This is a genomic window from Burkholderia sp. IMCC1007 (assembly GCF_027257875.1).
Lineage (GTDB): Bacteria > Pseudomonadota > Gammaproteobacteria > Burkholderiales > Burkholderiaceae > Burkholderia.
The window spans coordinates 17,685-32,305 of record NZ_JAPVQY010000076.1 but is presented as its reverse complement, the minus strand read 5'-3'; the positions used below and the strand labels follow the sequence as shown (position 1 = coordinate 32,305).

The 14,621-nt window shown below is 71.0% G+C and carries 14 protein-coding genes and 1 riboswitch; of the genes, 8 read left to right on the top strand and 6 right to left on the bottom strand.

The annotated features are described in order from the left end of the window. The 3 genes from O1Q03_RS36285 to O1Q03_RS36275 form a co-directional block, all read left to right on the top strand. A partial coding sequence (locus O1Q03_RS36285; RefSeq protein WP_269510193.1) for a response regulator transcription factor occupies positions 1–300 on the top strand: 300 nt, incomplete at its 5' end. 268 nt (positions 301–568) lie between these two features. Next, on the top strand, positions 569–1,693 hold the full coding sequence (locus O1Q03_RS36280; protein WP_269510190.1) for a porin: 1,125 nt from the start codon (positions 569–571) through the stop codon (positions 1,691–1,693). Positions 1,694–1,934: 241 nt separating this feature from the next. Next, positions 1,935–2,639 (top strand): glutathione S-transferase N-terminal domain-containing protein, encoded by a 705-nt coding sequence (locus O1Q03_RS36275; protein WP_269510187.1) that lies wholly within the window; start codon positions 1,935–1,937, stop codon positions 2,637–2,639. Between the two features lie 124 nt (positions 2,640–2,763). Here O1Q03_RS36275 and O1Q03_RS36270 read toward each other — a convergent pair whose 3' ends face one another. Further along, positions 2,764–3,270 (bottom strand): MarR family winged helix-turn-helix transcriptional regulator, encoded by a 507-nt coding sequence (locus tag O1Q03_RS36270; protein ID WP_269510184.1) that lies wholly within the window; start codon positions 3,268–3,270, stop codon positions 2,764–2,766. A 132-nt stretch (positions 3,271–3,402) separates the two neighbouring features. Between O1Q03_RS36270 and O1Q03_RS36265 the strand changes: the two genes are divergently transcribed. Continuing rightward, positions 3,403–4,593, top strand: coding sequence for an MFS transporter (locus O1Q03_RS36265; RefSeq protein ID WP_269510180.1), 1,191 nt, complete (start codon positions 3,403–3,405; stop codon positions 4,591–4,593). A 226-nt stretch (positions 4,594–4,819) separates the two neighbouring features. Here O1Q03_RS36265 and cobM read toward each other — a convergent pair whose 3' ends face one another. From cobM to cbiE, 4 genes are read right to left on the bottom strand one after another with little or no spacing between them, the layout of a single operon-like run. Next, entirely contained in the window at positions 4,820–5,548 is a 729-nt protein-coding gene (gene cobM, locus O1Q03_RS36260) for a precorrin-4 C(11)-methyltransferase (protein WP_269510177.1), read from the bottom strand. Positions 5,549–5,591: 43 nt separating this feature from the next. After that, positions 5,592–6,323: a cobalt-precorrin-6A reductase gene (locus tag O1Q03_RS36255; protein ID WP_269510175.1), complete on the bottom strand. Its 732-nt coding sequence runs from the start codon at positions 6,321–6,323 to the stop codon at positions 5,592–5,594. 14 nt (positions 6,324–6,337) lie between these two features. Next, positions 6,338–7,426, bottom strand: a complete 1,089-nt coding sequence (locus O1Q03_RS36250; RefSeq protein WP_269510172.1) for a cobalt-precorrin-5B (C(1))-methyltransferase — start codon at positions 7,424–7,426, stop codon at positions 6,338–6,340. Continuing rightward, the gene (cbiE, locus tag O1Q03_RS36245; protein WP_269510169.1) at positions 7,426–8,679 is read right to left on the bottom strand and encodes a precorrin-6y C5,15-methyltransferase (decarboxylating) subunit CbiE; all 1,254 of its coding nucleotides are present in this window, start codon (positions 8,677–8,679) and stop codon (positions 7,426–7,428) included. Before cbiE ends, O1Q03_RS36250 begins: the two co-directional genes overlap by 1 nt. A 296-nt stretch (positions 8,680–8,975) precedes the next feature. Next, positions 8,976–9,168: riboswitch (cobalamin riboswitch) on the top strand. Between the two features lie 106 nt (positions 9,169–9,274). Between cbiE and cobG the strand changes: the two genes are divergently transcribed. Genes cobG through cobJ form a run of 4 tightly spaced genes read left to right on the top strand, consistent with a single transcriptional unit; the run spans position 9,275 to position 13,761 of the window. Continuing rightward, positions 9,275–10,663: a precorrin-3B synthase gene (gene cobG, locus O1Q03_RS36240; protein WP_332112574.1), complete on the top strand. Its 1,389-nt coding sequence runs from the start codon at positions 9,275–9,277 to the stop codon at positions 10,661–10,663. Beyond that, a complete protein-coding gene (locus O1Q03_RS36235) occupies positions 10,656–11,282 on the top strand; it encodes a precorrin-8X methylmutase (protein ID WP_269510163.1) in 627 nt (208 codons plus the stop codon). The genes cobG and O1Q03_RS36235 overlap by 8 nt, the downstream gene beginning before the upstream one ends. After that, positions 11,279–12,013, top strand: a complete 735-nt coding sequence (locus O1Q03_RS36230; protein ID WP_269510160.1) for a precorrin-2 C(20)-methyltransferase — start codon at positions 11,279–11,281, stop codon at positions 12,011–12,013. Before O1Q03_RS36235 ends, O1Q03_RS36230 begins: the two co-directional genes overlap by 4 nt. Then, positions 12,010–13,761: a precorrin-3B C(17)-methyltransferase gene (gene cobJ / locus O1Q03_RS36225; protein ID WP_269510157.1), complete on the top strand. Its 1,752-nt coding sequence runs from the start codon at positions 12,010–12,012 to the stop codon at positions 13,759–13,761. Before O1Q03_RS36230 ends, cobJ begins: the two co-directional genes overlap by 4 nt. Before the next feature lie 87 nt (positions 13,762–13,848). Here cobJ and O1Q03_RS36220 read toward each other — a convergent pair whose 3' ends face one another. Then, complete coding sequence (locus O1Q03_RS36220; protein ID WP_269510153.1) at positions 13,849–14,592, bottom strand: IclR family transcriptional regulator; 744 nt, start codon at positions 14,590–14,592, stop codon at positions 13,849–13,851. Positions 14,593–14,621 lie beyond the last annotated feature (29 nt).

The following is a 14,621-nucleotide window of genomic DNA, read 5'->3' as shown; positions in this document are numbered from 1 at the left end:
CCCGCGGGCGACAGCGCTGCGCGGCCCGCGCAGCCGCAACCGCGCATCGTGCCGCCCGCGCCGCGCAGCACGGCCAGCCCGCGCGCGGTGCCGAGCGTCGTGCTGACGCCCAAGGAACGCGCGATTCTCGAGTTGCTCGCGCGCAACCTGTCGAACAAGGAGATCGCGGTGGCGCTCGCCGTCGGCGAGGAAACCGTGAAGTGGCACCTGAAGAACCTGTTCGGCAAGCTCGACGCCAGTTCGCGCAAGCATGCGGTGCGCCGCGCGCTGGTGCTCGGGTTGCTCGAAAGCGCGCCTTGAGTTCCGTCTAGCGCGTGCCGGTGCCGGGCCTGCTGCCCGCCCGTTGACGGCAACCTCGTCGCCTCCCCCTTTCGCTTCTCCGTAACCCTGCCCCCCGCGCGTGGGGGGGAGCGGCCGCGCGACGTTGCGTAGTCTTTCCGCACGGCTCGCAGTGGCGTTGCATCCGGCGCCTTCCCGCCTGCCTCGATGACGCTTTCCCTGCTTTGCTGTCCTGCTTCACCCGCGCGGGCTCGATCCCGTGCGGTCCATTACGATCCTGGAGACTTCGATGAAGACGAAACTGGCCGTGCTCGCGGCGCTTGCCGGCTGCTCGGCGCTCGCGCATGCGCAATCCTCCGTCACGCTGTACGGCGTGGTCGACACGGGGCTGCTGTATCAAAGCACGTCGGCCGCATCGTTCAGCCCGAGCGCGCCGAACACCGGCAAGGTGTTCCGCATGAAGGACGGCGGCATCTATTCGAGCTTCTGGGGCATCCGGGGCAGCGAGGATCTCGGCGGCGGCTACAAGGTCAACTTCAAGCTGCAGGGTTCGTTCGACAGCGGCACCGGCAGGATGCAGCTGAGCGACGCGCCGGGCGCCGCGTCGATCTTCAACCAGGTCGCGTCGCTAGGCGTATCGGGGCCGTTCGGCTCGTTCACGGCGGGGCGCCAGATCGTGCCGATGATCTACGCGATGGCCGACACCGACGTGCGCAACGCGCAGTTCTTCGGCAGCGTGCTGACCGCATGGCTGGGCCTGAACACCGCGGCCGGCTGGCCGGGGACGAGCACCAACGGCGCGATCGGCGCGCTGTACGACAGCAATGCGCTCGTCTATCAGTCGCCGACGTTCGCGGGCGCGTCGATCGCGCTCGAATACGCGCCCGGCGGCGTCGCCGGACAGTTCCAGGGCGGCACGCGCGAATCCGTCGTGCTCAGGTATGCGAACTACGGGCTCAACGCGGCGGCCGTCTACTACAACGGCCACGACACGAACCCGACGCCGGGTGTCGCGCCGACCGGCGTCGACAACAACCGCTTCATCTACGTCGGCGCGAAATACACGATCCGCGATTTCTCGGTGTCGGCGTCGTACGGCAACGGCCGCAATCCCGCGCATGCGGACCAGGCGAACCTCGACATGCTGTCGGCGGGTGTCGGCTATCGCTTCACGCCGGCGCTGCAGGTCACGTCCGCCGTGTATTACCTGAAGGACCGCAACCGCTCGGAAAACCGCTCGACGGCCGTCGTGCTCACGGCCGACTACAGCCTGTCGAAGCGGACGATGGTCTATGCGCAGGTCGGCCACGTGAACAACCGCGGCACGATGGACCAGATGCTCGTGTACGGGCAGCCGGTCGCGCCCGGGGTCGGCACGACGGCCGCGATGGTCGGGCTGCGGCACAACTTCTGACGACGCGTTCAGTGCGGTGCAGTGCGGTGCAGTGCATGCCGCGGCGCCGGGTCGCGACGCGCGCTCGCCGTCTGCAGCGATCGCGGGGATCGGCTACAGTGGGCGTTTTTTGGCGCGCCCCGCCCGCCATGCCGATGCGATCGTCGCGTCCCTGCCGCCGTGTCGGGGGCGGCCGGCGCAGCGCGGCAGGCCGGCCGGAGCGCGGATCCTTAACGTTGTCCACGTTGACGAGCGAACCTCCATGCCCGATCTGTCCGCCTTCCCGATCACGAAAAAATGGCCGGCCCAGCATCCCGACCGTCTCCAGCTCTACTCGCTGCCGACGCCGAACGGCGTCAAGGTGTCGATCATGCTCGAGGAGACCGGCCTGCCGTACGAGCCGCATCTCGTGCGCTTCGACACGAACGACCAGTTGTCACCCGAATTCCTGTCGCTGAACCCGAACAACAAGATCCCGGCGATCATCGATCCGAACGGCCCCGACGGCAAGCCGCTGCCGCTGTTCGAATCGGGCGCGATCCTGATCTATCTCGCGGACAAGACGGGCCAGCTGATTCCGCAGGACCTCGCCGGCCGCTACGAGACGATCCAGTGGGTGATGTTCCAGATGGGCGGCATCGGCCCGATGTTCGGCCAGGTCGGCTTCTTCCACAAGTTCGCCGGCCGCGACTACGAGGACAAGCGTCCGCGCGACCGTTACGTCGCCGAATCGAAGCGCCTGCTCGGCGTGCTCGATGCGCATCTGGCGAACCGCAAGTGGGTGATGGGCGATACGTACACGATCGCCGACATCGCGATCTTCCCGTGGGTGCGCAACCTGGTCGGGTTCTACGAGGCCGGCGATCTCGTCGGCTTCAGCGAATTCCGCCATGTCGCACGCGCGCTCGAGGCGTTCGTCGCGCGTCCGGCCGTCGCGCGCGGGCTCAATATCCCGGCACGCGACTGAGCCGCGCGGCGGGCGCTGCCCGCTGCCTGCACGGCCCGCCGCATCGCGCGGCGGGCGGTTTTCCCGCTTCCACTCGGCATGCACGGCTCGCGCCCGTTGCGTTCGGCGTGACGACCCGGCACGGCTATTTCGCGGCCGACGCCTGTTCTCCCCATCCCGCCAGCAGTTTCTCGAGCAACGTTGAAAGTTGCGCCTGCTCCGCCTCCGACAGTGCGGCGAGCAGCGCGCGCTGATTGTCGATGTGCGCGACCACCGCGTCGTCGATCAGCGCGCGGCCGGCGTCCGTCAGCGCGACGAGCGTGCCGCGTCCGTCGGCCGGATTCGGCCGGCGCTCGACCCAGCCGGCCTTCTGCAGCCGGTCGATACGTGCCGTCATCCCGCCCGACGACATCATCAGCGCGTCGTACAGCGCGGTCGGCGTCAGCGCGAACGGCGCGCCGCTGCGCCGCAGTGTCGCCAGCACGTCGAATTCGCCCGGCTGCATTCCGTAGCGCGCAAAGAGCGGATTGAGGCCATCGCGCGCGATCACGAGCGCAGCCTCCTGCAGCCGCCCCATCACGAGCATCGGCGACGCATCCAGATCCGGACGCTCGACGCGCCATTGCGCGAGCGCATGCGCGGCTCGGTCCATTAACCCTCCTCGGCTCACCGGTTATCTTGACGTCGAGATAAATCCGCATTTATCTTGATGTCGAGATACTTTACATGAAAACGCACGGCGCCCCTCGATGGAGGCTCGTGCATCGAGATCGAGGGCCGTTTGATGAATCGCTTGACTTCCCCCGGATGGCGGCTGGCCGCCATCGTGCTGGTCGGATTGAACCTGCGGCCGGCGCTGGCCGCAGTCGGTCCGCTGCTCGACATGATCCAGCGCGCGACCGGCATCGGCGACGGCGCGGCGAGCCTGCTGACCACGATCCCGATCCTGCTGATGGGCGCCGGCGCATTGAGCGCGCGGCGATTGCAGCACGCGACGGGCATCGCGGGCGGCGTATGGCTCGGTGTCGCGCTGATCGAGCTCGCGTGCGCGGCACGCATCGGCGCGCAGCATGCGTGGCTGCTGCTGGCGAGCGCATGCTGCGCGGGCCTCGGGATCGCGATGGTGCAGGCGCTGCTGCCGGGCTTCATCAAGGCGCATTTCGCGACGCGCATCGGGGGCGCGATGGGCGTTTATTCGACGTCGATCATGGGCGGCGCGGTGCTCGCGAGCGTCGCAGCACCGCTTGCCGCGGCCCGTTGGGGCTGGCTTGCGGCACTTGCGGGCTGGGCGGTGCCGGCCGCGGTCGCGGCGCTCGCGTGGCCGCTGGCCAGCCGCGGCGCTGATGCGGCAGGGTTTGGAGCGGCTTCGGCTTCTGCGTTGGCCGCGCATGCGCAACCGTCGCGCTCGCCACATGCATGGCGGCTCGCGATGTTCTTCGGGATCGCGACGGGCGCATACACGCTGGTGCTGGCATGGCTGCCGCCCTACTACATGCGGCTCGGCTGGTCGCCGACGGCGGCCGGCACCCTGCTCGGCGGCGTGACGCTCGCGGAAGTGGTCGCCGGGCTGACGATCTCGGCAACGATCGACCGCCTGCCCGATCGCCGGCCTGCGCTGCACGCGGCGATCGCGTCGCTGCTCGCCGGGTTGCTGGTGATGCTGGCCGCACCGCACGCGCTCGCGTTGCCGGCCGCGTTGATGTTGGGCGCGGGAATCGGCGCGCTGTTTCCGCTGTCGCTGATCGTCACGGTCGATCACGCGGCGACGCCGGCCGATGCAGCATCGCTGACCGGGTTCGTGCAGGGTATCGGCTATCTGATCGCCGGGCTGTTTCCGTTCGCGGCGGGCGTCGTGCGCCAGCATCTCGCGGATCTGTCGCCCGCATGGATCGCGATGGCGTGCCTGTGTGTCGTGCTGTTCGCGCTGGCGACGGGATTCGCGCCGCAGTTTGCGCGCCGCGCAGCGCGTGCGTAGTGCACGTCGGATGTGGTAGATGACGGATTCGACATGATCATGCGAGCCCGCGCCGTGTCGGGCTCGGCGGGCAGCCCTGTCACTGTCGATCGGCCCTGGACGCCGTCCAGTTGACCGGCTCGCAAAAAGTCACGTGATCGCGCAGCGCATTGCCGGCCGCAACAGGGTCCTGTTCCGGCCGGCAATATGTCGGACACCGACGTGTGCCCGGTCGAGCTCCGCGGCTTCAGCCCGCGCTCGCATAGAGCGTGGAATCCGCGAACCCTTGCGCATCGAGCACGCGCCCGATCAGGATCAGCGCGGTGCGCTCGATCTGCGTGCCGCGCACCTTGCCGACGATGTCGGCCAGCGTGCCGGTCACGCGCTCCTCGTCCGGCCAGCTCGCGCGATAGATCACCGCGACCGGGCATTCGGGCCCGTAGTGCGGCAGCACTTCGTCGACGATCCGCGCGAGATGCCGCACGCCGAGATGAATCGCGAGCGTCGCGCGATGCGCGGCGAGCGAACCGAGCGCCTCGCCGTCGGGCATCGTCGTCTTGCCCGCGAAGCGCGTGAGGATCACCGTCTGCGCGACGCCGGGCAGCGTCAGCTCGACGCCGAGCGTCGCCGCGCACGCGGCGGTGGCCGTCACGCCCGGCACGATTTCATACGGAATCCCGAGCGCTTTCAGCCGGCGAATCTGTTCGCCGATCGCGCCGTACAGCGACGGATCGCCCGAATGCACGCGCGCGACGTCCTGCCCTTTCGCATGCGCGTCGGCGAGCAGCGTGACGATCGTATCGAGGTCGAGCTCGGCCGTATTGACGACCTGCGCCGCGCGATGGCCGTCGAGCACGGCGGGCGGCACGAGCGAACCGGCATACAGGATCACCGGGCACGTGCGCACGAGGCGCTGGCCCTTCACCGTGATCAGCTCCGGGTCGCCGGGGCCTGCGCCGATGAAATACACCGTCATCGAAAATTCTCCGTCAATTCATTGTGCAGCCGGTCGCGCCGCATCACGCGCGCGCGGCCGGATCGAGCGCATCGAGCAGCGCGGCGGCCGACTCGAACGTGCGATCGGCGTCGGGCAGCGCCGGCCGGCGCAGCATCACGACCGGCAGCCGGCGTTCGCGCGCGACGTCGAGCTTGGCCTCGGTCGCGGCGCCGCCGCTGTTCTTGCTGACCACGACGTCGATGCCCGCGAGCGCGAACAGCGCCCGTTCGCCGTCGAGCGTGAACGGCCCGCGCGCGGCGACGACCTGCGCGTGCGCGTTGCCGGGATGCGGATCGAGGCAGCGCACCAGCCAGAACTGGTGCGGCGGGATCTCGTCCAGATGCGCGAGCGGTTCGCGGCCGAGCGTGAACAGCGGCCGCCGGAACGGCGCGAGCGCGGCTTCGATGCCGGCCCAGTCGTCGACCATCCGCCAGTCGTCGCCGGGCCCGGGCGTCCACGGTGCGCGACGCAGCGCCCACAGCGGCACGCCGGCGTCGCGCGTGGCGGCGGCCGCGTTCGCGCTGATCTGTGCGGCATACGGATGCGTGGCATCGATCACGAGACCGATGCCGGCGCTGCGCAAGTAACCGGCAAGCCCCGCGGCTCCGCCGAAGCCGCCGACGCGCACGTCGCAGCGCAAGTCGTCGGGCACCTTGCCGAGGCCCGCGAGGCTGTACACGTGTTGCGGGCCCAGCGCGCGTGCGATCTTCAGCGCGTCGCCGGTGCCGCCGAGCAACAGGACGCGGGGGTTCATGGTGTTCGTGGCATTCATCGCGCGTGTCCGACGAAGCGGCCCTGCCGGTCGATCGCGAACATCTCGACGGCAACCGAGGCCGGCACGATGTCGCGCGCGACGCGCAGCGCATGCGCGCAGACGATGTCACCGAGCGGCACGCCGTCGGCCTGCGCGAGCTTCAGCGCTTCCTGGCTCGTGTTCGCCGCGCGCATCGCGGCCTGCAGCGCAGCGCTCGCGCCGGCCTCCGCGGCCCACTGCGCGAGCAGCGGCAGGTCGATGCTCGAATGGCGGCTGTGCAGGTCGAGATGGCCGGCCGCGAGCTTGCTGAGCTTGCCGAAACCGCCGCACATCGACAGGCGCGCGACGGGCGCGCGACGCAGGTGCTTCAGCACCGCTCCCGCGAAATCGCCCATTTCGATCAGCGCCATGTCGGGCAGGCCGTAGTGCGCGCGCATCGCGTCCTCGCTCGCGTTGCCGGTACACGCGGCGATGTGCGCGATGCCGTTCGCGCGCGCGACGTCGATGCCCTGGTGGATCGACGCGATGTACGCGGAACACGAGAACGGCCGCACGATGCCGGTCGTGCCGAGGATCGACAGCCCGCCGACGATGCCGAGGCGCGGGTTCATCGTCTTCAACGCGAGCGCCTCGCCGCCCTCGACGCCGATCGTCACGTCGAAGCCGCCCGCATAGCCGTATTCGGCGGCGAGCGCGTCGAGGTGGGTCGTCATCATCTGGCGCGGCACCGGATTGATCGCCGGTTCGCCGACCGGCAGCGTGAGCCCCGCGCGCGTGACCGTGCCGACGCCCGGCCCCGCATGAAAGCGCACGCCCGGCGTCGCGGCAAGCGCGACGCGCGCGAAGATCAGCGCGCCGTGCGTGACGTCGGGATCGTCGCCGGCGTCCTTCAGCGTGCCGGCTTCGGCGCCGTCGGCCGTGGTGCGGCAGAACTCGAGCCGCATCATCACGCGCTGCCCCTTCGGCAACACGATTTCGACCGCGTCGTCGGCGCGGCCCGCGAGCAGCAGGCGCGCGGCGGCGAGCGACGTCGCGGTCGCGCAGCTGCCGGTCGTGTAGCCGAACCGCAGCGGCGCCGGTCGTTCGGGGGTTTCGTCGCGCATCACGCGTCCGTTGCGTTCGACGTATGCGACATGTTCGACATGTCTGCGGCATCCGGCTTGCGCACGTCGTACAGCGTGACGGGCAACGGCTGTCGCCACGTGTCGAAGCGGCCGAGCGGCTCCGCGTGCGCGAGCGACACGCGCGTGAGCGTGCCGCCGTGCGCATCGCGCCACGCGGCGAGCGCCACTTCGCCCTGCAGCGTAACCGCGTTCGCGACGAGCCGGCCGCCGGGCTTCAGCGCCGACCAGCACGCGTCGAGCACGCCGGGCGCCGTCGCACCGCCACCGATGAAGATCGCGTCCGGCGCGGCGAGCCCCGCGAGCGCGTCGGGCGCACGCCCGGCGACGAGTTGCAGGCCCGGCACGCCCAGCGCGTCGCGGTTGTGTTCGATGAAGCGCTGCCGCTCGGCGTGCGATTCGATCGCGATCGCCTGGCACGATGGATGCGCGCGCATCCATTCGATGCCGATCGAGCCGCTGCCCGCGCCGACGTCCCACAGCAGTTCGCCGGGTGCGGGCGCGAGGCGCCCGAGCGTGAGCGCGCGCATGTCGCGCTTGGTGAGCTGGCCGTCGTGGCGGTACGCGTCGTCGGGCAGGCCGGGCGTCAGCGCGCGGCGCGGTGCATCGGGGCCGGCCTGGCAGTCGAGCGCGACGAGATTGAGCGCGGCCGTTGCGTCGACGTGCCAGTCTTGCGCGAGGCCGTCGATGCGCCGCTCCAGCGGGCCGCCGAGATGTTCGAACACGCTGATGCGCGTCGGGCCGAAGCCGCGTGCCGTGAGTTCGGCCGCGACCGTGGCCGGCGTGCGGCCGTCCGCGCTCAGCACGAACAGGCGCCGGCCCGGCAACAGGTGACGCGCGAGCGTCGCAAGCGGGCGGCCGACGAGGGACACCGCGCCGACGTCCTGCAACGCCCAGCCGAGCCGTGCCGCCGCGAGCGACAGCGACGACGGCGCGGGCAGCACGCGCCACTCGTCGGCGGGCAATTCGCGCGCGAGCGTCGCGCCGACGCCGAACAGCATCGGGTCGCCGCTCGCGAGCACGCAGACGGGCGCGCCGCGGCGTGCGAGCAAGCCCGACACGTCGAACGGCGACGGCCACGCTTCGCGCGCGGCCGGCAGCCGTGCGGGCAGCATGTCGAGGTGCCGCTTCGCGCCGACGACCCGCGTCGCGTCGAGCAGCGCGCGCCGCGCGCTGCGTCCGAGCCCCGCGTAGCCGTCGTCGCCGATACCCACTACCGTCAGCCACGCCGTCATGCACCGTTCCCCATCGTTCGAATTCCATCGAGTCGCCGCGCGGCGGCCGTGAAGGCGCCGGTGCGGCCGTCCGCACTGCGAAAGTCGGCATGGTACCGTGTTCCACCGCGCGTTTCATCTGCCGGGACGCCGCACCGCACCATGCGTCGGAAGTCCGTCTCTGCGCAGTGATCATAGCGGCGTTGCGCTGCGTACCACGCATCTCCGGACCTCGCGGCGGCATGGCTGCCCCGACCGTTGCCCCGGCGGCGGCGCATGGCCGGGCGGTCGCGAAGCGCCGTCGAAATCGGGTATCCTACGGCCGTTCGATCGCCGGTGCCCTTCGGGGCCGAAGAGGGAACACGGGGCGCGCATCGCGCCGCCGTGGCTGCCCCCGCAACTGTAGACAGCGAGCCGATCTCCCCTTCATGCCACTGGTTTCACCGGGAAGGCCGGGAGAGCAGGCGCCGACCTGTCAGCCAGGAGACCTGCCGGCCTGAAAGTGCGTGCGTGCCAGTCGGCGTCGGGCGGGGTGTACCGATGCGTTGGCCGCGGCGCGACACTGTCCCGTATTGCATTGAGCTCCGCCCCCGTTTCGATTCCTGCCTCGCCCGCCGTGCGCCCGTCGGCCTGCCCGGGGCTCCTGCGCGTCGTCGCGGCCGCCGATGGCGGACTGTGCCGTATCAAGCTGCCGGGCGGCCGCCTCGACGCGCGACAGGCGCGCGCGATCGCCGCTGCGGCGCGCACCTACGGCTCCGGCGCAATCGACGCGACCAATCGCGCGAATCTCCAGCTGCGCGGCATTCGCGACGGCGCGGCCGGTCCGCTGGCCAACGCGTTGCTCGACGCCGGCCTCGGCCCGCGCGCGAGCGCCACCGACTCAGCCGATCCAGCCGATCCAGCCGATTCCGCCGACGATTGGACCGCGCTCGCCGCGAGCGACGACGTTCGCAACCTGATGCTCAGCCCGCTCGCCGGGCGCGACCCCGACGCGCTGCTCGACAGCCGCGCGCTCGCGACGCCCCTCTTGGACATGCTGGCGCGCGAGCCGCGTCGCGGCGAGCTGTCACCGAAATTCTCGATCCAGCTCGATGGCGGCGAAGCGGTCGCGGCGCTCGATCATCCGCACGACATCTGGCTGGCCGCATGGCGTCGCGCCGACGGCGTGCTGCGCATCGCCGCGGGCCTGGCCGGCTGCGCGCCGGTCGCCCCCGGCGACACGCCCGCTTCGCTCGACGTCTCGCCCGACCAGACCGTCGCGCTCGTGCGTGCGTTGCTGCTCGCGTTCCTCGATCTCGCGCCGGCCGACGTCGCGCGGATGCGCGCATTGCTCGCGACCTGCGGCGAACGCGCGCTGCTCGAACGCGCGCAACACTATCTGCCGTTCCCGCTCGCGGCGGATGCGGCGCTCGCCGGCTGGCGACGCGCGCCCTCCGCTGCCGCGCTGCGTTTCGGCGCGCGGCCGTCGCTCGCCGCGGCGCGCTGCAGCGTCGGCGCGCAGTTCGCGCTCGGCCGGCTCGATGCGACGCAACTGGAGCGGCTCGCCGAAGTGTCGGAAGCCGACGGCGACGGCACGCTGTCGATGACGCCGTGGCAAGGCGTGTTCGTACATGGCGTGCTGCACGAACGCGCGCCGGCCGTGCTCGATGCGCTCGCGGCGCTCGGCCTCGTGTGCGCGATGACCGATCCGCTCGCGTCGCTCGTCGCGTGCACGGGCAGCGCCGGCTGCGCGAAATCGCGCGCCGATACGAAACGCGACGCGCTCGCGCTGGCCGCGCATATCGGCCGTCCGCTCGACGTGCACTTGACCGGTTGCGAACGCCATTGCGCGCTGCCGCACGCGGCCACGCACACGCTCGTCGCGGTCGCGCCCGAGCGCTACGACCTTTACCGGCGCGACGCTGCCGCGGGCCTCGGCGCCCCGCTCGCGCGCCATCTGACGATTGACCAGGCCGCGGCCCGACTGACGGACGCGCGGCACAGCCAGGACACCACCGATGCTTGACTATATTCGCGACGGGCAGGAAATCTACCGCCAGTCGTTCGCGACGATCCGCGCCGAGGCCGACCTGTCGCGGATTCCGCCCGATCTCGAGAAACTCGCGGTGCGCGTGATCCATGCGTGCGGGATGGTCGACGTCGTCTACGACCTGCGCTTCTCGGCCGGTGCCGGCACGGCGGGCCGCACCGCGCTCGCGGCCGGCGCGCCGATCCTGTGCGACGCGAAGATGGTCGCCGAAGGCATCACGCGCGCGCGGTTGCCGGCCGGCAATCGCGTGATCTGCACGCTCGGCGAGCCGGAAGTGCCCGATCTCGCGCGGCAACTCGGCAACACGCGCTCGGCCGCAGCGCTCGAACTGTGGCGCCCGTACCTGGCCGGCAGCGTCGTCGTGATCGGCAATGCGCCGACCGCGCTGTTCCACCTGCTCGACATGATCGACGCCGGCGCGCCGCGCCCCGCGCTGATCCTCGGCTTTCCGGTCGGCTTCATCGGCGCGGCCGAATCGAAGGCGATGCTGGCGGCGGACAGCCGCGGCGTGCCGTACGTCGCGCTGCTCGGCCGGCGCGGCGGCAGCGCGATGGCCGCCGCCGCGGTCAATGCGCTCGCGACGGAGGTCGAATGACGGCCGCGCGCGGACGACTGTTCGGCGTGGGCGTCGGCCCCGGCGACCCGGAACTGATGACGATCAAGGCGCTGCGCGTGCTGCAGGCCGCGCCGGTGGTCGCGTATTTCGTCGCGAAGGGCAAGAAAGGCAACGCGTACGGGATCGTCGAGGCGCACCTGGTCGATACGCAGACGCAACTGCCGCTCGTCTACCCGGTGACGACCGAGGCGCTGCCGCCGCCGCTGTGCTACGAAACGGTGATCGCCGACTTCTACGACACGGCCGCCGAGATCGTCGCGTCGCACCTCGATGCGGGGCGCGACGTCGCGGTGATCTGCGAAGGCGATCCGTTCTTCTACGGTTCGTACATGTACCTGCACGACCGGCTCGCGCCGCGCTACGACACCGAGGTGATCCCGGGCGTATGCGCGATGCTCGGCGGCACGGCCGTGCTCGGCCAGCCGCTCGTGTATCGCAACCAGAGCCTGTCGGTGCTGTCCGGCGTGTTGCCGGAGGACGAATTGCGCGCGCGGCTCGCGCAGGCCGACGCGGCCGTCGTGATGAAGCTCGGCCGCAACTTCGACAAGGTGCGGCGCGTGCTCGACGATCTGGGGCTCGCGAAGCGCGCGCTGTACGTCGAGCGCGCGACGATGGCGACCCAGCGGATCGTGCCGCTCGACGAAGTCGATCCGATGGCGTCGCCGTATTTCTCGCTGCTCGTGGTGCCGGGGGAAAAATGGCAAGGATGACGACCCCGCCCGCGATCGTGATTCTCGGCGCCGGTGCACTCGATACCGCACGGCGCATCCAGGCACGCTATCCGGGCGCGCGCGTGCACGGGCTCGCATCGCGCGTGGACGCCGACGTGCCGTTCGACGAACTCGGCACGCACCTGCGCGAACTCTACGCGCGCGGCCAGCCGATCGTCGCGCTGTGCGCGGCCGGCATCGTGATCCGCTGCATCGCGCCGGCGCTCGCCGACAAGGGGGTCGAGCCGCCCGTGCTCGCCGTCGCGGAAGACGGCTCGGCCGTCGTGCCGCTGCTCGGCGGGCTGACCGGCGTCAACGTGATCGCGCGGGAAATCGCCGAATGCGTCGGCGTCGCGCCGGCGATCACGACGAGCGGCGAGTTGCGCTTCGGCGCCTGCGTGCTCAATCCGCCCGAAGGCTATGCGCTTGCGGATCTCGCACAAGGCAAGCGCTTCGTGTCCGATCTGCTGGCTGGCGCAGCCACGCGCATCGACGGCGCGGCACCGTGGCTCGACGACGTCGCGCTGCCGCGCGATGCGGCGGCAGCGCATGCGATCCGCGTGACGCCCGACGCGTGGCGCGGCGCGCGCGACGAACTCGTGATTCATCCGCGTAGCGTGGTGATCGGCATCGACGCGCAGGGTGCGCGGGCCGACGCGTCGCCGTCGCTTGCCGCGCGGGTCGAAGCATTGCTCGACGCGCAGGGTCTCGCGCGACTGGCACTCGCCGCACTCGTTGCGCCCGCAACCTTGCTCGGCAATGTTCGACTGGAAGACGCGGCGCAAACGCTCGGCGTGCCGCTGCGCTTTGCCGATGTCGAAGCCGATGGCGATGTCGAGGGCGCTCACGGCCACGGTCACGCGAACGACGCCGATGCCGCCGCATTGCTCGGCGGCACGTTGCGCGTCGCGCATACGCTGCGCGCAACCGTCGACGGTCTTGCCTGCGTCGTCACCTCGCACCCGATCGATCCGGCCACGCTCGGTCGCACACGCGGCCGCCTGACGGTGCTCGGCCTCGGCCCGGGCGGCGCCGCATGGCTCACGCCTGCCGCACGCAGTGCGCTCGCGGAAGCCACCGACATCCTCGGCTACACGACCTACGTGACGATGGCCGGCCCGTTTCGCGCCGATCAGCGCGTGCACGGCACCGACAATCGCGAGGAGATGCAGCGCGCGCGCCATGCGTTCGAACTCGCGGCGCAGGGCCGGCGTGTCGCGGTCGTATCGTCGGGCGACCCGGGCGTGTTCGCGATGGCCGCGGCCGTGCTCGAAGCGCTCGACGAAGCGCGCGACCCGCACTGGGCGGCAGTCGACCTGCGCGTGGAACCGGGCATCTCGGCGTCGCTCGCGACGGCCGCGCAGGCCGGCGCGCCGCTCGGCCACGACTTCTGCGCGATCTCGCTGTCGGACAACCTGAAACCGTGGGACGTGATCGAGACGCGCTTGCGGCATGCGGCGCAAGCTGATCTCGTGATGGCGTTCTACAACCCGATCTCGCGTGCGCGGCCGTGGCAGCTCGACCGCGCGCTCGATATCGTGCGCGCGCATCGCGCGGCCGATACGGTCGTCGTGCTCGGCCGCGACATCGGCCGCCCCGGCGCGACGCTCACGTCGACGACGCTCGGGGCGCTGCGCAGCGATCAGGTGGACATGCGCACGATGGTGATCGTCGGTTCGTCGACGACGCGGCGCTTTGCGATCGATGGCGGCCGCGAGTGGGTTTATACGCCGCGCTGGTATCGCTGAGTCGCTGAGTCGCTGAGTCGCTGACGCGCGGCGTGCGGCGTGCGGCGTGCGGTGCGGTGGTACGGTGATGCGGTGGTTGCGATAACGCTACCCGCGCCCCTGCTCGGCCAGCAACCGCGCCTTCGCATCGACCAGCAGCGCGGCATGCGCGTCGCGATGCTGGCGGATGCGCTCGGTCGGCCCGACGACCGACAGCCCGTACCAGTCGCCGTCGAGCGTCACCGCAACCGCGATCGCCGACAGCTCGGGCGCGCTCTCGCCGAAATTCTCGGCCCAGCCGAGCTCGCGAAACCGCGCGGTTTGCGCGACGAGCGCCGGCAGGTCGGCCACGGTCGCGTCGGTGAAGCGCTCGAACGACAACTGCGCGCCAAGCGCCTGCTGCGCATCGTCGGCAAGCTCCGCGAAGATCGCCTTGCCGATCGAGTTCGCATGCAGCGGCCGCAGCTCGCCCGGCTGGCGCGTATAGCGGATCGCCTGCTCGGATTCGACGACGTCGAGATACGTGACCGCCGCGCCCTGGATCTTGCCGAGCACGGCCGTCTCGCGGCTCGCGTCGCGCAGCGCGACGAGATGCGGATGCACGAGGTCGACGACGGGGTCGGTCGCGTCGATCGCGGCGGCGATCGTCTGCAGGCGCCGCGTCGGGTAGTAGCCGCCGCGCTTGCGCACCTCGTACAGATAGCCGCGGCTCACGAGCGTGCGCGCCATTGCCAGGCAGCTCGACGCCGGCACGTTGAGCAGGCGCGCGAGTTCGGTGAGCGGCAGCGGCCGCCGTTCGGCGGCGAACAGCTCGAACAGGTCGAGCGTGCGGGCAACGAGTTTGACGTCCATGACGAGCGCTTGATTCGGAACGGGAAGCC